This window comes from Micromonospora lutea (genome assembly GCF_016863535.1).
GTDB classification, from domain to species: domain Bacteria; phylum Actinomycetota; class Actinomycetes; order Mycobacteriales; family Micromonosporaceae; genus Micromonospora; species Micromonospora lutea.
This window is the reverse complement of the sequence record NZ_BOPB01000011.1, coordinates 177405-198869: the sequence shown is the minus strand read 5'-3', so window position 1 is coordinate 198869 and position 21465 is coordinate 177405. Positions and strand designations below refer to the sequence as shown.

Here is a 21465-nt window from a genome sequence, read left to right as displayed (position 1 = left end):
CGGCGGCCGCTCAGCGGTACGACTGCCGGAACCGGCGCACCATCAGCGCCGCACCGGTGAGCAGCGCGACGAGGATGGCCGCCCCGATCCAGAGCCGATCCGAATCGACATCGTCCTGCGAACCGGCGGCCCGGGCCCGCCACCGGGTCTCCTGCTGGGACCCGGTCAGACCGAGTTGTTCCGCGTCGGGATCACCTGCCGTCGTGGAGCCGGGCGCGGGGCCGAAGCCGGCCACCCCGGGCGCGTCGTTGTCGTCCAGCGGGTTCTCGTAGTTCAGCGGCACCTCCGCGGTCAGCGCCGCGACCGGGTCGACCAGGCCGTATCCGAACCGCTCGTCCCGCCCGGTGGGCCCAATGTCCTTGGCGGTGACCAGCAGCCGGTTGACCACGTCCCCGGCGGACATCTCCGGGTAGCGCGACCGCACCAGGGCGGCGGTGGCAGCGACCAGCGGTGCCGCGAAGCTGGTGCCCTGCACCCGCCAGTAGCCACCGGGCGGACGTGCGCCCACCAGCCCGCTGGCGGGAGCCGTGAGGACCGTGGCGCGACCGGTGATCGCGCCGCTCCACAGGTTGTCGCTGTTGCGCTCCAGACCGGAGACCGCGAGGACGCCGGGCTCGCGGGCCGGATACCACACCTTCGCCTCCGGCGACGTGGCGAGATTCCCGGTGCAGGCGACCACCACCACGTCCCTGGCGAAGGCGTAGTCGATCGCCGCGGCAAGTGCCGCGCTGTCGCCGTTACCACCGAGCGAAAGGTTGATCACCTTGGCGCCGTTGTCCACCGCCCACCGCACACCCTTGGCCACGATCAGCGCGTCGTCGTAGCGGTTCTCCGCGTCCAGGACCCGCACGGGCAGGATCCGGGCGTCCGGCGCGAGCCCCACCACGCCCCGGCGGTCGTCGTTGCGCCCCGCGATCAGGCCGGCCACCGTCGTGCCGTGCCCGACCGGATCCGGTTCGGTCGCCCCGCTCGGTGCGACCAGGTCGAGCCCCGGCAGCACCTGCCCGGTCAGGTCCGGGTGGGAACCGTCCACCCCGGAATCGATCACCGCCACGACCACGCCACGCCCGGTCGAGGTACGCCATGCCGTCCGCGCGCCCAACTTGTCGAGCTGCCACTGCTCGTCGCGGACCTGATCGGCGCGTTGCGTGGAGTCGGGGTTGTGGGCCACCAGCGTGCCGTACGCGGCAGGGCGGACCGGCACGGCGGCGGCGGGCACGACCGCGACGGCGACCGTCAGCGCGGCGGCCGCTGCCGCGAGCAGCGCGCGGTTGGCGAACCGGCCTGCCGTTGGCAGCCCGCTGTGCCGCAGCCTGGTCACATCCTCAGCCATTCGTCGCGGGACACATGACGATCGGAGATTACCGGTTCCGCCCCGCTCGCAGGGACGTTCCGTGGAGTCGACGTCACTGTGGCGGCAGGTGCGCCAGTTGGACCAGGCGTACCCCCTCGCGTCGGGTGAACAACCGGCCGCGTCCGGGTGGCAGCGGACCCGGCCGGACCGGACCGACCAGGGCACCCTCCTCCGGGCTGCCCGACATCACCAGGCCCGAGGTGGACAGTTCACGTAACCGCTGCACCAGCGGCTCGTACTGGGCGCGGGCGGCACCGCCGGAGCGGCGCGCCAGCACCAGGTGCAGCCCGACGTCGCGGGCGTGCGGCAGGTGCTCCTCCAGTGCCCGCAACGGGTTCGCCGGCCCGCTCGCCACCAGGTCGTAGTCGTCGACCAACACGAACAGTTCCGGACCGGACCACCACGAGCGGTCCCGCAACTCCGCCGGGCTGACCTGCGGGCCCGGGGTACGAGCCTGCAGGTAGCCGGCGGCCGACTCGATCAGGTCGGTGGTGTGTGCCGCTGCGGTGCCGTAGCCGATCAGGTGCTCGGTGGAGATGGCGCCGAGCAGGCTGCGTCGGTAGTCCACCATGATCAGCCGGGCCTGCTCCGGCGTGAACCGGGTGACGATCGAGGTGGCCAGGGCGCGCAGGAACGACGACTTGCCGCACTCGGCGTCGCCGTAGACCACGAGATGCGGCTCGGTGCCGAAGTCGAGGATCACCGGACGTAGATCCGCCTCGGCGACACCGACCGGAATGTGCAGCCCCGTCGTGGCGTCGAGGTCGAGCTTCGGGTACGGCAGTACGGCCGGGAGCAGCCGGACCGGGGGCGCTACCGGACCAGGCCATGCGGCGCTCACCTGTTTCACCAACGCCGCGGTGTCCGTGTCGGTCGTCCGGGGCAGCGCGGTGAGGAAGTGCAGGCTCTCCGAGGTGATGCCACGCCCCGGACTCTGCTCCGGCACGTGCGCCGCCGCCCGTCGGGCCACCAGCGAGTCGGACGGATCACCGAGCCGCAACTCCAGCCGGGAGCCGAAGAGGTCCCGGATGGCGGGCCGGAAATCCAGCCAACGTACCGCGCTGGCCACCACGTGCACGCCGTAGGAGAGCCCCCGGGTCGCCAGGTCGGTGATCAGTGGTTCCAGGTCGTCGTACTCGGCACGCAGGGTCGTCCACCCGTCCACGACGAGGAACACGTCGCTGAACTGGTCGGTACCGCCCGCGTCGGTGTTGCCATCGCGTCGCTGCCGCCAAACGGCCATCGACTCCACGCCCAGTTCGGCGAAGCGACGTTCCCGGTCGGCGAGCAGGGTGGCCATCTCGCCCACGGTGCGGCGTACGCCGGTGGGGTCGGCCCGACCGGTGACCCCACCGACATGCGGCAGGTCGCGTACCGAGGCCAGCCCGCCGCCACCGAAGTCGAGGCAGTAGACCTGCGCCTCGGCCGGCGTGTGGGTGAGAGCCAGCGCGCAGATCAGCGTACGCAGCGCGGCGGACTTACCGCTCTGCGTACCACCGACCACGGCGACATGGCCGGCCGCCCCGTCCAGCGCCAACCACAACACGTCACGGCGTTGCTCGTAGGGCCGGTCGACGACGGCCACCGGTACCTGCAGGCTGCCGTGCAGTTCGGGATTGCCGAAGGTCAGCCCCCGGACCGGATCGATCGTGAGCGGACCGACCAACTCGTCCATCGCCGGAGGGGCATCCAGTGGTGGCAGCCACACCTGGTGCGCTGGCGCGCCCTGCCCCGCCAGCCGGTCGACCAGCAGATGCAGCAGGGTCTCCGTGCCGTCCGCCTCGTCTTCGACGACCGGTGGCGCGGGCGGCTGTGGCACGGGCGTGGCATGGGTGGAGAAGGCGAGCAGGCGGGGACGGTCGGCTCCGGCCTCGTCGGTCGCCAGGACGCGCCGACGCGCCGGACCGGAGACGTACGCGGTCTTGAAACGCAGCAACGGCTCGGTGCCGAAGCGCAGGTAGCCGTGCCCCGGCGACGGGGGTAGCTCGTGCGCGTCGGGCACCCCGAGCACCGTGCGGGACTCCAGCGAGGAGAAGGTCCGCAGTCCGATCCGGTACGACAGGTGGGTGTCCAGCCCGCGCAGCCGTCCCTCCTCCAGCCGCTGGCTCGCCAGCAGCAGGTGCACCCCGAGCGACCGGCCCAGCCGGCCGATCTGGACGAACAGGTCGATGAAATCCGGCTTGGCCGAGAGCAGTTCGGAGAACTCGTCACAGATCAGCAGCAGCGACGGCAACGGTGCCAGCGGGCTGCCGGCCATCCGGGCCCGCTCGTAGTCGCGCAGGCTGGCGAAGTTGCCGGCGCGGCGCAGCAACTCCTGTCGGCGGACCAGCTCGCCGTTGATCGCATCGACCATCCGGTCAACCAACGGCAACGCGTCGGCCAGGTTGGTGATCACGGCGGCGGTGTGCGGCAGCCGGTCGAAGGGGGCGAAGGTGGCCCCACCCTTGAAGTCGACAAGCACGAAGTTGAGCTGCTCGGCGGAATGGGTGGCGGCCAACCCGAGCACCAGCGTACGAAGCAGCTCGGACTTGCCGGAGCCGGTGGCCCCGATCAGCAGCCCGTGCGGGCCCATGCCGCCCTGCGCCGACTCCTTCAGGTCCAACTCGACCGCGCCGCCGTCCACGCCGACGCCGATCGGCACCCGCAGCCGGTCCCGCGTCGACCTTGGCATCCAGCCCTGCTCGGCGGTGAAGCCCTCCGGATCGCCGATGCCGAGCAACTCCGGCAGACCCGGCTCGACGCCCGGTGCGGGATCGGCGTCCCGCGCGGCGGCCAACCGCAGCGGTGCCAGCCGGCGCGCCACCGCCTCGGCCTCGACGACCTCCAGCGCGTCGACCCGGCCGACCTCGGCCGGCCCCTCCGAGGAATGCGAGTGCAACCGGCCGTCGCGCAGCTCCAGCAGCAGCGCGAACCGGTCGAGCAGCCGCGGCGGTGGAGTGTCCAGGTCGATCAGGGTCACCGCGTCGATGCCGCCGTCCCCGACCAGTTCGGTGGCACCGGTGAGGTCACCACCGTCGAGCACGATCACCAGGTGCGGCCCTTCCGAGGCCGGTCCGGCCGGGCTGAACCTGGACCGGTTGGCCAGCACCCGGTCGAGCAGTCGTTCCAACTCCACGGCGGAGCTGGCCACCAGCCGTACCGGACCGAGGGCGTCGGTGCGGGTGGGGTGCTGGGCGTGCGGCAACCACTTGACCCACTCCCAGTGTCCGCGTCGTTCCGGCCCGGCACAGATGGCGATCAGCAGCTCGTCCGGGGCGTGGAAGACCGCGAGCTGGGTGAGGATGGCCCGGGTCAGCGCCTGGGCGGCCGGCGACCCGGTGGGGCCGGCCGGAGCGGCCCGAACGAAGACCCGGGCGAAGCTGCGCAGCGACAGGGCCACCGGCAGGTCGGGCACCACCGAGTACGCGTCGAGGAAGCGGCGCAACGCGCCCGCCGTCATCGGCTCCAGTTCCTCCAGCGGACGGGTGACCGGTGGCACCAACGGCGTCGCCAGCGTCTGCGGCCCGACGGCGACCCGGATCACCGCGAAGTCCGGGTCCGTGGGACGCCGCTCCCAGACCCGGTGACTGTGCACCGTCGACCAGAGCAGCGACGGATCGGGATGCCGGTAGCAGAGGCCGGCACGCTGCCGGGTCGCGGTCTGCCGGACCTGCCGCCGCAGGGTCGCCAGGTGTCGCAGGTACTCCCGGCGGGCGGCCATCATCTCGGACTTCTTCGGGGTGCCCGAGGCGCTGCCCCAGGAGGTCGCCAGCATTGCCAGGGAGGAGAGGCCGAACATGCCGCCGACCACGTAGGCGTAGGCCCCGCCGCCCCGGCCGAACATCATCGCCATCGCGACCGTGCCGCCGAGCATCGGCAACACCATCAGCAGTTGGTGCCAGCGGGCGCCGCTACCGACGGGAACCTCCGGGGGCGCCTGCACCGGCAGGTCACCGACGGGTATCTCGGGCGCTGGGCGTCGCGCCGGCCGCCGGATGACGACAGTGGACACTCGACCTCCCGACTGCGCACGGTAACCCGAGCCTGGCTCATCGTAGGTAAAGTCCTGTCGTCCGCGCAGCAGCAGACCCGCTCGGCTCGGGATGGAGATCAGTCATTAACGCTTCCCCACGGCTGAAAGCCGGGGGATTTCTGGCTCGGACCGCGCGGAACCATTGATCCGGAGGGAGGTCGCGTCGCCGAGTTCCCCAGCCTGCGATCCCGGCTACCCACCCTGTGGACCGACAGCTATTCGTCGCCACTGTCGGCGGCGCAACTTCGGAGGTCACCAAACGCTATGTCGAAAACCAACGAAAGGCTTGACCGCCCTTACCTCCCCGTGGCTGAAGCCAGGGGTTTCACGGGCGGATTCTGATGACAGTCGGGCTGGCTCGGGTCACCGTCAGCACGCCCCACCGGCGGGTCGACGTGGCGCTACCGGAGCAGGTGCCCCTCGCCGAGCTGCTGCCCGAGGTGCTGCGCCACGCCGGTGACGGGCTTGCCGACGACGGGGAACAGCACGGTGGCTGGCTGCTGCGGCGGGCCGACGGCAGCGTGTTGGCCGGTGGCCAGGCGCTGCTCGCCCAGGGGGTCCGCGACGGTGAGGTGCTGCACCTGGTGCCGGCTCACACCGAGTGGCCGGAATTCGAGTACGACGACGTGGTGGAGGCCATCGCCGATGCGGCCCGCCGTCGGGGCGGGGCCTGGTCGCCGCGTGCGACCCGGGTGGCGGCGCTGGCCGGTGCCGGTGTCCCGCTCGCCGTCGGCCTGCTCGCCCTGGCCGCCGGTGGGCCCGGCGACCCCGCCGGCTGGCCGGCCGCGACCGTGGTGGCGGGTCTGCTGGTGCTGGCCGGCACCGTGCTCTCCCGTGCCCACGGCGACGGAGCGGCCGGCGCGGCGCTCGGCGGTCACGCGTTGCCCTACGCGGCGCTGGCCGGTGCCCTCGCCGTCAGCTCGGGCGACCCGGTCGGGCCGGTCGGCGTGCTGCGCTGGGTGGGTGCTGCGGAACTGCTCGCCGGGTCGGTGGCGTTGCTGCTCGTCTCGGTGCTGGGGTTGTTCGGGGTGGCCACCCGGCTGCGGATCTTCGTGGCTGGCATGGTGGTGGGCGCGGGCGGCGGATCAGCCGCCCTCGGGGGCCTGCTGCTCGGTCCGGCCGGCGCCGCCGCGGTTCTGCTCGGTGCGCTGATCTTCGCCATCGGAGCTGTCCCACTGCTGGCCATCCGGCTGGGCAAGGTGCCGTTGCCGCCGATGACCCTGCCGACCGACCCGCCGGACGACTCGGAGCGCGCCCGTGACCTGCCGGACCGTCGCCAGGTGTACGCGGCCGTGGCGCGCACCGAGGAGATGCTGACCGGCATGCTGATCGGCCAGGCGGTGCTGACCGTGGGCGCGGCGGTGATCCTCGCCAGCACCGGTGGCATCGCCGGTTGGCTGCTGGTCGGGGTGACCTCGACGGTGCTGCTGCTCCGCGCCCGGCTCTTCATGACGGTCCGGCACCGGGTCGCGCCGGTGCTCGCCGGCCTGGCCGGGTACGCGGTCCTCGGCGGAGTGCTGGCCGGGGCCGCCGGCGCACCGGTCCGGCTGGCCCTGGTCGCCGGTGGGCTGCTGATCGCGCTCCTGGTGGTGGCGGGCGGCACGACGTACGCTCGCCGGTCGGTCTCCCCGTACGTCGGGCGGATCGCCGACCTCACCGACACCCTGCTGGTGGTCTCCGTGGTGCCGACCGCCTGCGCGGTGCTCGGCCTGTACGAGCGGGCCCGGGGACTGCTCGGGTGAGCGGCCTCGGGCCCGTCGGAGACGTCAGTGCGTGGACTCGCCGCGCTCCTCGGCCTCCCTGGCCCGCCGGTACGAAGCCTGGATCTCGGCCTCGGCCTCGGTCCGCCCCACCCAGGTCGCGCCCTCGACCGACTTGCCCGGCTCAAGATCCTTGTACACCTCGAAGAAGTGCTGGATCTCCAGCCGGTCGAACTCGCCCAGGTGATGTATGTCGCGCAGGTGCTCCTGCCGCGGGTCCTCGTAGGGGACGCAGAGGACCTTGTCGTCGCCGCCCTTTTCGTCGGTCATCCGGAACATGCCAATGGTGCGGCACCGGATCAGGCAGCCTGGGAAGGTCGGCTCGGGTACCAGTACCAGGGCGTCCAGCGGGTCGCCGTCCGCGCCGAGGGTGCCCTCGATGAAGCCGTAGTCGGCCGGGTACTGCGTGGAGGTGAAGAGGGTACGGTCCAGCCGGATCCGTCCGCTCACGTGGTCCACCTCGTACTTGTTGCGGTGACCCTTGGGGATCTCAACCGTGACGTCGAAATCCATCTGCACGCTCCTCGTTGGCCCACGCTGGCTTGACGGAACCGGCGGCAGAGCCGGGCGGGCGAATGCCACCCCGCCGACTCCGGCCGCCGCATAGTCTTCGGACCGAAGTAGTGTCACCCAGGCCGGTTCCCGGTGGCGGAGGAGGGGGTCGTGGGGAGGGAAGATTCACACTACCGTCCAGGCGGTTCCGCCGAGGGCGGTGACAACCAGTCGTCGGCGAAGCCGGTGTCCGGACGGGTGCCGGTACCGGACGCGCAGGTCCTCCGGCCGCAATCCCCGACGCCACCCGCCGCACCGACACCCGGGGAGCGGGCCGACGCGAACCACGTGCCGACCGCGTCGCCGCTGGAATCGGCAGCCGTGCCGGTGAGTCCGGCGCCGGCAGGCCCGCCGACCAACCCGCCGAGCCAACCGCCGACCAGCCCGCCGAGCCAACCGCCGACCGGTACGGCGCCGCCGCCGGTCGCGCCGGCATCACGCCGGAAGCTGCCGCTGGTGCTCGCCGCCGTGCTGGTGCTCGTGCTGGTCGCGGTGGGTCTGGTCGTGATCCGGCCCGGGCCGGTGGGCCGGTGGTTGGGCGATGCGCCCGCGACACCGACCGCCACCGGAACGGTGGAGTCCACGCCGGTCGCGGTGCTGGCCGCCGCCGACACCGCTGCGCCGCCGCCCACCGCGGACGGGCTGCGAGCCACGCTCGAACCGCTGATTGGCGTCACCGCTCTGGGTAGCCGCGTCAACCTGGCGGTGGCCGACGCGCTCACCGGAGAGATGCTCTTCGATCACGGTGGCGGCCAGGGAACCGTGCCGGCCTCGGTGACCAAGCTGTTGACCGCCGTGACGGTGTTGACCGCCCGAGGCCCCGGCCATCGGATCCCCACCCGTGCGGTCGCCGGCACGCAGCCTGGCGAGGTGATTCTGGTCGGCGGTGGAGATCCGACGTTGGCAGCCGACGCGAAGGGCTTCTACCCGGGGGCAGCCAGCCTCACCGACCTCGCCGCCCAGGTCCGTACGGCGCTGGGCGGTGCCGCACCCACCAGCATCGTGGTCGACTCGTCGCGCTACTCCGGGCCGGTGTACGGACCCGGCTGGGACGACGACATTCCCACTGGCGGCTACGGCGGGGCGATCACCGCACTGATGCTCGACGGTGCGCGCAAGAATCCGAAGGCCGGTCAGGGATGGGCCGAACGGGTCGCCGAACCGGACCTGTTCGCCGGCCGCGCCTTCGCCAAACTGCTCGGGGTGCCGGCCGACGCCGTACGCAAGGGGACCGCCCCGCCAGCGCCGACCGAGACGACCGAGGCGACGGAACCGGGCGGCGGCGGCGAACCCGGTGCCGAACTGGGCGTGGTGCACTCGCCGCCACTGATCCGGCTGGTCGACATCATGATCAGCGATAGCGACAACATCGTCGCCGAAGCGCTGGCCCGCCAGGTCGCCCTGGCTCGTGACCGGCCGGCCTCCTTCGCCGGCGCCGCTGCGGCGATGGCCGACGTGGTGGCCGAACTGGCTCTTCCGACGGACGGCCTGCTCCTCGCCGACGGCAGCGGACTGTCCCGGAAGAATCTCATCAGCCCGGTACTGCTGACCGAGTTGTTGGCGCTCGCGGCCAGCCCCGATCGGCCCGAACTCGCCGCCGTCTTCGGCGGGCTGCCGGTCGCGGGCTGGTCCGGCACCCTGCGCGACAGGTACGGCGCGGCACCCGGCACGGCCGCCGGAGTCGGTGTGGTCCGGGCCAAGACCGGCACGTTGACCAGGGTGCACGCCATCGCGGGAGTGGTGACCACCGCCGAAGGGCGGCTGCTCACCTTCGCCGTACTCACCGACGACGTGCCGCCGGACGGGATGGAACCGGCGAGGGCGGCACTGGACAGGATCGCCGCCGCCCTCGCCGGCTGCGGCTGTCGCTGAGCGGGCCGACCCCACCGGTGGCGCAGGTTGCGCTGCCCCCGCGACGGGCCGCCGCCACCCTGCCGTCCGGCCGGCGCCGCGTTCGGCCCGCCGGGGTAAGTGTCGCGGCGCGGGTACGGTGGGTTGCATGGCGCAGTTCGTGGACTGGGATCTGGCCACCGCGACGGCGGGGGCACTGGGCAAGTCGGGGCCCCGGGTGACGTACGACGAAGCCACCGAGGTGGTTTCCGAGCTGCGCCGGTTGACCGACGAGGCGGCCGGACACGTCGCCGACTACACCGGGCTGACCTCGCAGGTCACTCACCCGCCGGTGCGGGTGGTCGATCGGCGTGACTGGGCGGCGACCAACATCGCCGGGCTCCGCGAGGTGATCACCCCGCTGGTCGGCCGGCTCGCACCGGACAAGCAACCGGGGCCGCTGACCGAGGCGATCGGTTCCCGGGTGACCGGGGTGCAGGCGGGCACCGTGCTGGCCTACCTCTCCGGCCGGGTCCTCGGGCAGTACGAGGTCTTCTCCGCCGACCCGGGGCAGCTGCTGCTGGTCGCCCCGAACATCGTCGAGGTCGAGCGCAAACTGGGCGCGGATCCCCGCGACTTCCGGCTCTGGGTCTGCCTGCACGAGGTGACCCACCGCACGCAGTTCACCGCCGTGCCCTGGATGCGGGCCTACTTCCTCGGTGAGGTGCAGGCGTTCGTCGACGCCGCGCAGGGTGGCGAGCACCTGTTGGAGCGACTGCGCCGGGGGGTGAGCACCCTTGCCGACGCGGTCCGTGACCCGCAGAGCCGATCCAGCGTGCTGGACATCGTGCAGACCCCCGGACAGCGAGCCGTGCTGGACCGGCTGACCGCCCTGATGACCCTGCTGGAGGGGCACGCCGAGTTCGTGATGGACGGCGTCGGCCCGCAGGTGATTCCGAGTGTGGAGCGGATCAGGGCCGGCTTCAACCGACGGCGCGAGGCCGGCAACCCGGTGGAGAAGACGATCCGGCGGTTGATCGGCATCGACGTCAAGATGCGGCAGTACGCCGAGGGCCGCAAGTTCGTGCACGCCGTGGTGGACCGGGTCGGCATGACCGGCTTCAACCGGGTCTTCGAGTCGCCGCTGACCCTGCCCCGGTTGTCTGAGCTGAGCGAACCGGATGCCTGGGTGGCGCGGGTGCACGGTCCGGTCGGTCCGGTACCGACCGCCGGCTGAAGACGTCACTCCACCGATGGCACCGCTCGCCCCACCCGTGGCCGCGATCCGGGTCGCGGTCCGTCGCGCGTTGGCCGACCTGCCGACGGACGGCCCGGTGCTGGTCGCCTGCTCGGGTGGAGCAGACTCGCTGGCCCTGGCCGCGGCCACCGCGTTCGTGGCGCCCCGGGCGGGCCGCACCGCCGGGCTGGTGACCGTCGATCACGGGTTGCAGTCCGGGTCGGGGCAGCGAGCCGAGGCGGTGGCGCGTTGGGCGCAGGGTGCCGGTCTGGCACCGGTGGAAACGGTCCGGGTCGAGGTCGCCGGCCGGCCCGGTGGCCCCGAAGCGGCAGCCCGCGACGCCCGTTACCAGGCGTTGGCCGAGGTCGCCGGGCGGTACGGCGCAGCGGCGCTGCTCACCGGACACACCCGGGACGATCAGGCGGAGACGGTACTGCTCGCGCTGGCTCGGGGCGCTGGCCCGCGCGGACTCGCCGGCATGCCGGCCCGCCGGGACCTGGCCGGCACTCCTCTCGTACGCCCGTTGTTGGAGATCGGGCGGGCGGAGACCCGTGCCGCCTGCGTGGCCCTCGGACTGCCGACCTGGGAGGACCCGCACAACAGCGACCCGGCGTACGCCCGCTCCCGGGTCCGCGCCGATGTGCTGCCGGTGCTGGTCAGCGCGCTCGGGCCGGGCGTGCTGGACAACCTCGCCCGTACCGCCACGCTGGTGGCGGCGGACAACGCCGTCCTCGACGAACTCGCCGACGCGGCGTTGGGTCAGGCCCGGCATCCTGATGGTGGATTGGCCACCGGAGCGCTGGCGGATCTGGCACCCGCAGTGCGTGGTCGGGTGCTGCGCGCCTGGGCCCACGAGTTGGGCGCATCGCCGGCCGCGCTGTCGCATCGCCATGTCGCCGCGCTCGACGCGCTGGTCACCGCGTGGCGTGGCCAACGAGCCAGCTACCTTCCGGGCGGGCTGCGGGTGCTCCGTCGCGCCGATCGGCTGGTGTCCGAGCTGCCACCGGCGACACCGAACGGTCGAGCACCGGGTGGTTGACCGGTGACCCGGTCAACCGGTGAGAGCCCGGTCGCGGAACGTGGTGCGGTACGCCTGCGGTGTGGCACCGACCCGGCGGGTGAAGTGGTGCCGCAGGGCGGCGGCGTCGCCGAAGCCGGCCCGATCGGCCACCGCCTCCACGGTGAGCGCCGTGTCCTCCAACAGCCGGCGGGCCAGCAGGACGCGTTGGTTGGTGAGCCAGTCATGCGGGGTGGTACCCGTCTCGGCACGGAACCGACGGGCGAACGTCCGTGGTGCCATCCCGGCCCGCGCGGCCAACTCGTCGACGGTGGTCTGCCGGCCCAGATGTCCCATCAGCCATTCCAGCACCGGCTCCAGGGTGGGCGCCTCCGGTGCCTTCGGGATCGGCGCCTCGATGTACTGGGCCTGTCCGCCGGCGCGGTGCGGGGGCACCACCATCCGTCGGGCGAGTCGGGTGGCGGTCGCCGAGCCGTGTTCCTGGCGTACCAGGTGCAGGCAGGCGTCGATGCCGGCGGCGGTGCCCGCGCTGGTGAGCAGGCGGCCGTCCTGCACGTAGAGCGAGTTGCCGCGTACCCGGGCACTCGGGTGCCGGCGCTGCAACTCGTCGACGTGCCGCCAGTGGGTGGTGCACTCCCGGCCGTCGAGCAGTCCGGCCTCGCCCAGCAGGTACGCCCCCGCACACACGCTGAACAGGTACGCGCCCCGGTCGGCGGCCCGGCGTAGCGCCTGGTGGACCTCGGCCGGGGCGGTGGTGGCGGGGGCGTGTGCGGGAACGGCGACCAGGTCCGCCTCATCCAGCGGCGTCAGGTCGGCGCTCGGCACCAGGTGGAAACCGGCGGAGGTGCGGACCGGGGCCTGCCGAGGTCCACACACGTCGAAGCGGTAGCCGGGTAGCCCGTCAGCGGTGCGGTCGGTGCCGAACACCTCAGCGAGTACGCCGAGCTCGAACGGGGCGACCCCGTCCAGGACGAGCACGGCGACCGACCGAAGCATGTGACGAGGGTAACCGCAGTAGTGGCAGGAAATCGATTGTCGATGACATTTCTGCCACTGTCCGGCAGCGGGCGGGGTGCGCAGACTGACAGATGTCCGGTGCGCATCGGCGGCGACACGACAACCGCAGCAGCAAGAAAGCGAGCGCCGCCATGGGTTTCCTGTTTTTTCTGCTCTTCTTCTTCTCCCTCGCTCTGCTCTCCGCCCTGGGGTTGACCGCAGACAGCCGTGACTCCGCGGACTGGAAGCCCTCCGACGCAGGCCGCAGGTGGCAGTCCTGCCGCTATTGAGATGTTTGCTCCATTAATCCGAAGATTCCCGGTCGGGGCCGCCGTGAAACGGGCGGCCCCGCCGACGGTGCACCCGGGGCGTACGGCAGGCTAGGGACATGGCTGACGGCTCCTGGTACGACGCCGACATCGACCACGTGATCATCTCCGAGGCACAGATCCGCGAAAAGACCGCAGAACTGGCCAAGCAGGTCTCCGCGGACTACGCCCATGTCACCGACGGACTGCTGCTCGTCTGCGTGCTCAAGGGCGCGGTCATGTTCATGGCCGACTTCGCCCGGGCGCTGGGCCGGCACGGACCCCCGGCCGAGCTGGACTTCATGGCCATCTCCTCGTACGGACAGGGCACCACCTCCTCCGGTGTGGTGCGCATCCTCAAGGACCTCGACCGCGACATCGCCGGCCGGCACGTCGTCGTCGTCGAGGACATCGTCGACACCGGGCTGACCCTGTCCTGGCTGCTGCGCTACCTGGAGTCGCGGTCGGCGGCGAGCGTCGAGGTGGTCGCCCTGTTCCGCAAGCCGGACGCGGTCAAGGTGACGGTGCCGGTCAAGTACGTGGGCTTCGACATCCCGACCGAGTTCGTCGTCGGATACGGGCTCGACTTCGGTGAGCGCTACCGGGAGCTGCCGTACGTGGGGGTGCTCAAGCCGGAGGTCTACGCCCGCTCCTGACCGTGCCGGCATCCGTGGCGTCGCAGCGTGACCAGGCTGTCGGACCGGTCGTCACGCGCCGCCCCGGGTGCCGTCCCGGACGCGCCCACCCGACATTCAGCCGACTTTCAGCTGGTCGGACTACCTTTGATGACGGTGTCCCGGGGATCCGACTCCGGGCCACGCCGACTGACATCCGGTTCGCCGTGCGCGTAAGTGCTGGGCTCGCCAGCTCATACCGGTCGCGCACGGTGTACCGTCGAATGACCGTGGCGCGGCAATCGCGCCCCGGGGTCGAGGCCGGCCCGCACGGCGGCTCCGGCAGCCGCCCCGGCGGCGACACCCACAGTCGGTCAGGACGTCGATCAGGAGGATGCGGGCGTCTCGGCGCTCGACAACAGCATGGAACGTACGCGTTTCTTCCGCCGACCGGTGTTCTGGGTCATCCTGGTCATCCTCGGCGCCGTCGTGCTCAGTCAGTTGTTCACCGGTGGACCCAGCTACCACCGGGTGGACACGTCCGTCGCGCTCGACCAGCTCAACAAGGGCGGTATCGAGAAGGTCGTCTTCCAGGACAAGGAACAGACGATCCAGCTTGAGCTGGCCGAGGAGACCGAGTTCGGCGACACCACCACGAAGCTGATCGAGGCCCAGTTCCCCTACGAGGTCGGCAACGAGGTCTGGAACCAGGTTCTCGACGCGAAAGCCAACAACCGGGTGACCGGACCGGCCGACACGGAGGTGTCGTCCGACAGCATCTGGGTCAGCCTGCTGGTCAACCTGCTCCCCATCGTGCTGCTCGTGCTACTGCTGCTCTTCTTCATGTCGCAGATGCAGGGTGGCGGCTCCCGGGTGCTCAACTTCGGCAAGTCCAAAGCGAAGATGATCACCAAGGACACGCCGAAGACGACCTTCGCCGACGTGGCGGGCTCCGAAGAGGCCGTCGAGGAACTGCACGAGATCAAAGACTTCCTGCAGAATCCGGCGAAGTACCAGGCGCTCGGCGCGAAGATCCCGAAGGGCGTACTCCTCTTCGGCCCGCCCGGTACCGGTAAGACGCTGCTCGCCCGCGCGGTGGCCGGCGAGGCCGGAGTGCCGTTCTACTCGATCTCCGGTTCGGACTTCGTGGAGATGTTCGTCGGTGTCGGCGCCAGCCGGGTCCGTGACCTGTTCGAGCAGGCCAAGGCGAACGCACCCGCGATCGTCTTCGTCGACGAGATCGACGCCGTCGGCCGGCACCGTGGCGCCGGCATGGGCGGCGGTCACGACGAGCGCGAGCAGACCCTGAACCAGCTCCTCGTCGAGATGGACGGCTTCGACGTCAAGGGCGGCGTCATCCTGATCGCCGCCACCAACCGACCGGACATTCTCGACCCGGCGCTGCTGCGTCCGGGCCGGTTCGACCGGCAGATCCCGGTCGACGCCCCCGACATGGAAGGCCGCAAAGCCATCCTGCGGGTGCACGCCAAGGGCAAGCCGTTCACCCCGGACGTCGACCTCGACTCGGTGGCGAAGCGGACGCCGGGCTTCAGCGGTGCCGACCTCGCCAACGTGATCAACGAGGCGGCCCTGCTGACCGCGCGCAAGGACCAGCGGGCCATCTCCAACGACTCCCTCGAAGAGTCGATTGACCGGGTGATCGCCGGCCCGCAGCGGCGTACCCGGGTGATGAGCGACCAGGAAAAGAAGATCACCGCGTATCACGAGGGCGGGCACGCGCTGGTCGCCTGGGCGCTGCCGCACGCCGCGCCGGTGCACAAGGTGACGATCCTGTCCCGCGGTCGCTCCCTGGGCCACACCCTCGTGCTGCCCACGGAGGACAAGTACACCCAGACCCGAGCCGAGATGATCGACACCCTGGCGTACGCGCTCGGCGGCCGGGCCGCCGAGGAACTCGTCTTCCACGAGCCCACCACCGGTGCCGGCAACGACATCGAGAAGGCCACCCAACTGGCCCGCGCGATGATCACCCAGTACGGCATGAGTTCCAAGCTCGGTGCAATCAAGTACGGCACCAGCGGCGACGAACCGTTCCTCGGTCGCAACATGGGCCACGAGCGGGACTACTCCGACGTGGTCGCCGCCGAGATCGACGGCGAGATGCGGGCTCTGATCGAACTGGCCCACGACGAAGCCTGGGAGATCCTGGTCGAGTACCGGGACGTCCTGGACAACATCGTGCTCGAGCTGATGGAGAAGGAGACCCTCTCCACCGCCGACATGGCCCGGATCTGCGCCCGGGTGGTGAAGCGTCCGCCGATGGCCCCGTACAACGGCTTCGGCAAGCGGCAGCCCTCCACCGAGCCACCCGTGCTCACCCCGGCGGAGAAGGACGCGCTCAAGGTGCAGGCAGAGGCCGACGGCGCGCAGGCGACCGTCGGTGGCGGCAGCTCGAACAACTCGGACGGTTCGCACTGAACACCGACGACACGGCGGCCAGTTTCCCCCAGCGGGGACTGGCCGCCTCCGCCACCGAACCCGACACCGAACGCCTCGACTACATCGCCGCGCGGCTGGTCAACGGTCGGCTGACCGGCCGTCCCGTCGAGGACGCCGTGGACCTCGGCCGGATCGAGAAGGCGGTCCGTGAGATCCTGATCGCGGTCGGGGAGGATCCGGACCGCGACGGCCTCCAGCAGACCCCGGCCCGGGTCGCCCGGGCGTACGCGGAACTCTTCGCCGGACTCCGCGTCGACCCGGCCACCGTGCTCACCACCACCTTCGAGGCCAACCACGAGGAACTGGTGCTGGTCCGGGACATCGACGTGATGAGCCTCTGCGAGCACCACCTGCTGCCGTTCCGGGGCAGTGCCCACATCGGTTACATCCCGGGGCCCGACGGGCGGATCACCGGGCTGTCCAAGCTGGCCCGACTGGTCGAGGTCTTCGCCCGACGCCCCCAGGTGCAGGAGCGTCTCACCTCGCAGATCGCGGATCTGCTGATGGAGCGGCTGGAGCCGCGCGGCGTCATCGTCGTCCTCGAGTGCGAACACATGTGCATGGCGATGCGGGGCATCCAGAAGTCCGGCGCCAAGACGATCACCTCGGCGGTCCGGGGCACGTTGCAGCGGGACGCCAAGTCCCGGGCTGAGGCGATGGCTCTGATCATCCCTCGCTGACCAGGGGCCGCTCAGGACGACAGCATCGCCAGCACGATCCCCGCGTTGACCACCACGGCCGGGACCAGGCAGGCCAGTGCGCCGAACCGTGGCGTACGGTCCACCCGTTGCCCGGGACCCGCCGGGAAGCAACGGCCCACCGCGAACCAGCCCAGGCCGAACGCGACCGCCGGGGCCGGCAGCCCCACCAGCAACGCCAGGGCGGTCACCGCACCGGTGCCGGCCAGCAGATACACCACCATCAGAAGAACCGGTACGAGCAGCCCCAACGGCCCGTACACCAGCAGGTTGCGAGCGCGGGACGGCCAGTGCGCGACCCGGGACAGACCACGGGCGGCGAGTGTGTCGTCCGCGCCGACAGCACACCGTTGGGCCTCCCGCAACGCCGTCGACACGGCCGCCGGGCCGGCACTCATCGAGCGGGTCGCCTCGGCCAGTTCCGGTGGCGTCGGCGTCAGCGAGATCGGTGGTACGCCCAGCTCACGTAGCCGGGTCTCCTGCGGCGCCAGCCGAATGCGTACCCCGGCCAGCTCGTCCCGGGCGGCCTGGACCGCGCGAGCCTGCTCGCCGGCCGCGGTCGCCGCGCCCCGACGTACCCCGTCGAGTTGGCGGGCGGCGGCCAGGTAGTCGGTCCACGCGGCCCGCACCGGATCCCCCGCCGCGTCGGTCGTCCGCTGCCGAACAGGCCCGGTGGCGGTGACCGGAGAGCCGTCCACAGTCGTCATCGGGGCTCCCCCTCCGTCACGGCCGGCACGTCGTAGGGAACCAGCACCATGCCGCGCTCTCCCGGCCCGTCCCAGAGCACCACCCGGTCAGGTCGGGGGCGCCACTCCACCGGACGACCGAACACCGGGGTGAGCTGCGCACCCGGCACACCCGCCACCGCCACGGCGGTCAGCTTGTCCACCGTCTCGTCCGGTTCCATCAGGGTCGCGAACGACGGCACCGTGCGCCACCAGCCGAGCAGGTGCTGCCCGGCCGGTGGCCCGTCGCGCAGCAGGGCCCGCAGTCGGGCCGGCGGCAGCTGCTCGGCCGGCGCCACATCCAGCCCGAAGACAACCAGGTAGGCAGGCTCACCGGCGTCGGCCACGGCGACCAGCCCGGCCAGGTCCACCCGGTCGACCTGGTGGCGTTCGGCCAACTCCAGAACGAGAGCATCGGCCACCGGTGCCGCCTCGCCATCAGGGGCGGCGATCACGAAACGCGCCGTACCCACCGGGTGGTGAGCCGCAGTGCTGCGGGCGGCAGTCGCCAGCAGGCGACAGGCGGCAGGTCGTGGACCGAGAACCGCGAGATTGCGTCCCGCCGCCGGTCCGAACGGCACCGCCGCGGTGCTGCGCGCGACATCCACCGCCCGCCCGAGCAACGCGGCCGGAGCGATGGACTGCCCGGCGACCGCGGCCCGGTAGCGGGGATCGTTGCTCAGCAGTGGGCGCGCGTACCCCGCGAAGACGACAGGTGGCGTCGCGTCCGGCGGGCGGGCCGTCCAGAGCCGGTGGCGCAGCTCGGCCACCACGTCCGGCTCGTCTGCGGGATCGGGGAACCGGACCATCCGCTCATGTCCACGGATCGCACCCCGTGGACCGCCGAGACCGCCTGCGGTGTTCACCACCGCGCTGCCCACCGGCAGACCGGCCGCAGCGTCGTTGGTGGGCGCCAGCACCGCACCGCCGCCAGGCAGCGCCACCCGCACCGGGAACTGGCCCAGCAGCGAGTCCCGTTGCCCACTGTCCGAACGGGTGCCCAGACCCAGGTCACCCTCGCCGGCCAACACCAGCTGGACACCGTACGCCCGACCCGTCCTGGCCAGCGCGTCCAACCGGACGGTCACCTCGGCAGCCAGACGATCCCGTTCGGCGAGAAGCACCGGCAGGTTCTCCAGCACACAGACGATCCGGGGGAGCGGGCGATGCCCGCGCAGCTCGGCGAAACGCTGCCCTCCCGCGCGGGCGGACGCCTCCGCACGCCGTTGCACCTCGACCGTCAACTGCTCCAACAGGTCCAGTACGTACTCCCGGTCGGCGGCCATCGCCGCGGCCCGCACCTGCGGGATCCAGGACCGGTCCCGCTCGGTCTGCAGGAACTCCGCAAAGGACTCACCGTCACCGAGATCCACCAGATACAGCGACAACTCGTCCGGGCCGTAGCGAGTGACGAGACCGAGTAACGCCGTGGTCAGGAAGGTGGACCGGCAACCCCGGGACCTGCCGCTCACCAACCAGTGCGGGGTCAGTTCGGTGAAACCGAGCGAAACCGGTCGTCCGCCGGCATCGCCGATGGTGCTGCTCAGCCCGTTCGTCCCGGCCGCCTGCCACAGCTCGTCCGGTGGCGGCAGCAGGTGCGACAGGGAAAGCCGGCTGCCGGCCTCGATCTGGGTGGCGATCCTGCGGCACACGGAGTCGACCAGTTCGGCCGGCGGATCCGGGTCGACGAAGACCGGAGAGTTCAGCCCTCCGTCGGTGCCGCCCCCGGCGAACGCCGCGTCCGGCGGATCACCGAGCAACGCGTAGGCGGTCCGCATCGCCAGTGACGTAGCCCTGGGCAGTGGACCCCGCCCGGTCGGGGGCCACCCCGCCACCACCAGGTGCAACCCGGCCGCCGGCCCCTGCTCGGCGAGGGCCTCGATCCGTGCCAGGTCGCTTGGCCGGTGCGGCTCGGGAAGCGTGGCCAGCACCAGCAGCAGCGAGCGGTCGTGTCGCCGAGGGCCGGAGGCTTCCGGTGCCACCCACCGCTCCGCCTCGGCCAGCACGGTCTGCAGACCCTCGGTGTCCGTGGCCGGCGGAGCCAGCACCCCGGCATCCCCTAGCGCCGCGAACGGTGCCAGCGCGACACCCGTCGCATCCACCGTCCGTACCAGCAGCGCCCCCGCCGGTGTCGCCGCCAACGACCGCAGCAGTACGGCCCGCAGCAGCCCGGAGACACGTGGGTCGTGTGCGTCGGCATCCACCGCGAGGTGGCCGCTGCCGAACATCGGCACCAGCGCCGGGAACCGTGCGTCGTCCAGCGGAGCGGCGGTTCCCACCCGGACGAACGGCGGTGGTCCCTCGCCGGCGGGATGTGCCGGATCGATCCCGTCCAGCGTGGACCCGGCCCAACCGGGAGCGAGAACCGTGGCCGCGTCGCGTAGCCGCTCGGCCAGCGCGTACTGCCGGCGCTGGTCAGCCGGAACCGGACGGGTCTCGTCGAGGATCGTCGTCGCCGCCGCGACCGTCGCCGCGGCTCGGCGGTGCAACGCGGCGGCGCGAAGCGTCCGTGCCGTCGGACCGCCCACCGTGTCCACCCCCTCCGCCCGAGGTCGGCACCCACTCGCCGGGCAGAAACGACGGTATCTCAGCCGAGGCTCCACCTCCGGGATGCGCGGCGGTGCTGTGTCGGTGTTGTCGTGGAACTCACCCATCGGCAGTCTTCGGTCACGATCTGCCAAATCTGGGGCATTGGGTCCTGAGGGCTGAGCCGATAGCCTCATGGGGTGGAATCAGTGCCGCCCTCCGCCGGTTCCCAGGTCTCCCGCGTACCGGCGCAGAGGACCCCGCCGGAGGAACTGGCGCCGCCTGCGGTCACGCCGGCCCCGCGCCGGCCTCGGCGACGCCTGCGGACGGTACTGACCGTGATCGCCGGCGTGGTCGCGGCACTCTGCCTGGCCGGAGGGGTGGTCGGCTACCTCGTCTACGACCGTGCCGTCACCCCGGACCGCAGCGCCCCCGATGTGGTGGTGGACAACTACCTCCGTGCCTTCCTGGTCGATCGCAATGACGTGCGTGCCTCGCTGTTCACCTGCGAGGGGAGCAGCGATCTGGCAGAGGTACGTGATCTCCGTAGCGAGATTCAGCAGCGAGAACTTGATTACGATGTCGTAGTCCGTGTTAGTTGGGGCGCTCTGCATCTCAGCGGCACAGGAGGCGATCCAGCGATAAGCACAACCCTCACTATTTCAAGCTCGTCGGATGGCGAGCCACGCAGTAGTCGTCGCGAAGCATGGGTCTTTGGGGTCAGTGAGCACGCTGATGAATGGCGAGTGTGCAGCGGGCGCCAAGTGCCGAACTAACTTCATTCCACCCACAGTAAGTGGACCGGAACCTCCAGGGTGGTCGGTGCCTGGCCACGCCAGGCCCAGCGGTACCACTCCACCTCCGAGGTGACCCGCACGCAGATGTCGCCCTCGGCTCCCGAGTAGGTCTCGGTGACGGCGCGCAGGTCGCGGTGCTCGACGGAACCGACCATGTGCACGACCCGTCGCCCGGTGACCGCGTCCGCCTCGAAGACTGGCGTCGGCGCCCGGTGGGCGGGAGCGTCCAGCGAGACGAGACGCAGGCCACCGTCCGTCGACGGCGTGGTCGGTTGGCCGACCGTCTCGACCCAGACCCGTTCGACCGGTACCAGCGGGGCGAACACCTCGACCTGGTCGGACTCGGCGCGGTACCACTCGTGTTCCGGGATCACCGGGACGTAGGTGCGGCTGTTCTGCACCACCCGTTCGTCGGCGCGTAGGTCGGCACGCCATCCCAGACCGGGCAACCCGACCAGTACCCGCCGTCCGCGGAGGTCGACGCTTCCGGCGGCGGCGACGATCTCGATCGGGCGGGGCGGCCGGGGGGCCCAGTCCGGCTGGTCGGCGAAAGGGTCCGGAAGCGGCTCGGTCATGAT

At 71.6% G+C, this 21465-nt stretch carries 16 protein-coding genes; 9 read left to right on the top strand and 7 right to left on the bottom strand.

Annotation, left to right across the window (positions count from 1 at the left end):
• Positions 1–10 precede the first annotated feature (10 nt).
• Complete coding sequence (gene mycP / locus Vlu01_RS12375; RefSeq protein WP_203997945.1) at positions 11–1333, bottom strand: type VII secretion-associated serine protease mycosin; 1323 nt, start codon at positions 1331–1333, stop codon at positions 11–13.
• Between the two features lie 73 nt (positions 1334–1406).
• On the bottom strand, positions 1407–5345 hold the full coding sequence (gene eccCa / locus Vlu01_RS12370) for a type VII secretion protein EccCa (RefSeq protein ID WP_203997941.1): 3939 nt from the start codon (positions 5343–5345) through the stop codon (positions 1407–1409).
• 362 nt (positions 5346–5707) lie between these two features.
• On the opposite strand from eccCa, the gene eccD reads away from it, so the two are divergent.
• On the top strand, positions 5708–7108 hold the full coding sequence (gene eccD, locus Vlu01_RS12365) for a type VII secretion integral membrane protein EccD (RefSeq protein ID WP_203997937.1): 1401 nt from the start codon (positions 5708–5710) through the stop codon (positions 7106–7108).
• Positions 7109–7132: 24 nt separating this feature from the next.
• Here the strand turns inward: eccD and Vlu01_RS12360 are convergent, their stop codons facing one another.
• On the bottom strand, positions 7133–7639 hold the full coding sequence (locus Vlu01_RS12360) for an inorganic diphosphatase (RefSeq protein WP_203997934.1): 507 nt from the start codon (positions 7637–7639) through the stop codon (positions 7133–7135).
• A 495-nt stretch (positions 7640–8134) separates the two neighbouring features.
• On the opposite strand from Vlu01_RS12360, the gene dacB reads away from it, so the two are divergent.
• The 3 genes from dacB (at position 8135) to tilS (ending at position 11784) form a co-directional block, all read left to right on the top strand.
• A complete protein-coding gene (dacB, locus tag Vlu01_RS12355) occupies positions 8135–9550 on the top strand; it encodes a D-alanyl-D-alanine carboxypeptidase/D-alanyl-D-alanine endopeptidase (protein ID WP_373307370.1) in 1416 nt (471 codons plus the stop codon).
• Between the two features lie 127 nt (positions 9551–9677).
• Positions 9678–10745: an Rv3626c family coenzyme F420 biosynthesis-associated protein gene (locus tag Vlu01_RS12350; RefSeq protein ID WP_203997928.1), complete on the top strand. Its 1068-nt coding sequence runs from the start codon at positions 9678–9680 to the stop codon at positions 10743–10745.
• A 16-nt stretch (positions 10746–10761) separates the two neighbouring features.
• The gene (gene tilS / locus Vlu01_RS12345) at positions 10762–11784 is read left to right on the top strand and encodes a tRNA lysidine(34) synthetase TilS (RefSeq protein WP_203997925.1); all 1023 of its coding nucleotides are present in this window, start codon (positions 10762–10764) and stop codon (positions 11782–11784) included.
• A gap of 12 nt (positions 11785–11796) precedes the next feature.
• Here tilS and Vlu01_RS12340 read toward each other — a convergent pair whose 3' ends face one another.
• Entirely contained in the window at positions 11797–12759 is a 963-nt protein-coding gene (locus Vlu01_RS12340; RefSeq protein ID WP_203997922.1) for a GlxA family transcriptional regulator, read from the bottom strand.
• Between the two features lie 92 nt (positions 12760–12851).
• Here Vlu01_RS12340 and Vlu01_RS12335 point away from each other — a divergent pair, with 92 nt between their 5' ends.
• The 4 genes from Vlu01_RS12335 (at position 12852) to folE (ending at position 16821) form a co-directional block, all read left to right on the top strand.
• A complete protein-coding gene (locus Vlu01_RS12335) occupies positions 12852–13049 on the top strand; it encodes a hypothetical protein (RefSeq protein ID WP_203998295.1) in 198 nt (65 codons plus the stop codon).
• Positions 13050–13147: 98 nt separating this feature from the next.
• Positions 13148–13723 carry a hypoxanthine phosphoribosyltransferase gene (hpt, locus tag Vlu01_RS12330; protein ID WP_203997919.1) on the top strand — a complete coding sequence of 192 codons (576 nt, stop codon included), beginning with the start codon at positions 13148–13150 and terminating at the stop codon, positions 13721–13723.
• A gap of 381 nt (positions 13724–14104) precedes the next feature.
• The gene (gene ftsH / locus Vlu01_RS12325) at positions 14105–16120 is read left to right on the top strand and encodes an ATP-dependent zinc metalloprotease FtsH (protein ID WP_203997916.1); all 2016 of its coding nucleotides are present in this window, start codon (positions 14105–14107) and stop codon (positions 16118–16120) included.
• Positions 16121–16158: 38 nt separating this feature from the next.
• A complete protein-coding gene (gene folE, locus Vlu01_RS12320) occupies positions 16159–16821 on the top strand; it encodes a GTP cyclohydrolase I FolE (protein ID WP_203998279.1) in 663 nt (220 codons plus the stop codon).
• A gap of 11 nt (positions 16822–16832) precedes the next feature.
• Here the strand turns inward: folE and Vlu01_RS12315 are convergent, their stop codons facing one another.
• A complete protein-coding gene (locus Vlu01_RS12315) occupies positions 16833–17546 on the bottom strand; it encodes a hypothetical protein (protein WP_239095856.1) in 714 nt (237 codons plus the stop codon).
• Positions 17543–20101 (bottom strand): FtsK/SpoIIIE domain-containing protein, encoded by a 2559-nt coding sequence (locus Vlu01_RS12310; protein WP_203998273.1) that lies wholly within the window; start codon positions 20099–20101, stop codon positions 17543–17545. Before Vlu01_RS12310 ends, Vlu01_RS12315 begins: the two co-directional genes overlap by 4 nt.
• A 198-nt stretch (positions 20102–20299) precedes the next feature.
• On the opposite strand from Vlu01_RS12310, the gene Vlu01_RS12305 reads away from it, so the two are divergent.
• Positions 20300–20866 carry a hypothetical protein gene (locus Vlu01_RS12305; RefSeq protein WP_203998270.1) on the top strand — a complete coding sequence of 189 codons (567 nt, stop codon included), beginning with the start codon at positions 20300–20302 and terminating at the stop codon, positions 20864–20866.
• A gap of 2 nt (positions 20867–20868) precedes the next feature.
• On the opposite strand, the gene Vlu01_RS12300 is transcribed toward Vlu01_RS12305, so the two are convergent.
• Positions 20869–21462 (bottom strand): hypothetical protein, encoded by a 594-nt coding sequence (locus tag Vlu01_RS12300; RefSeq protein WP_203997913.1) that lies wholly within the window; start codon positions 21460–21462, stop codon positions 20869–20871.
• Positions 21463–21465 lie beyond the last annotated feature (3 nt).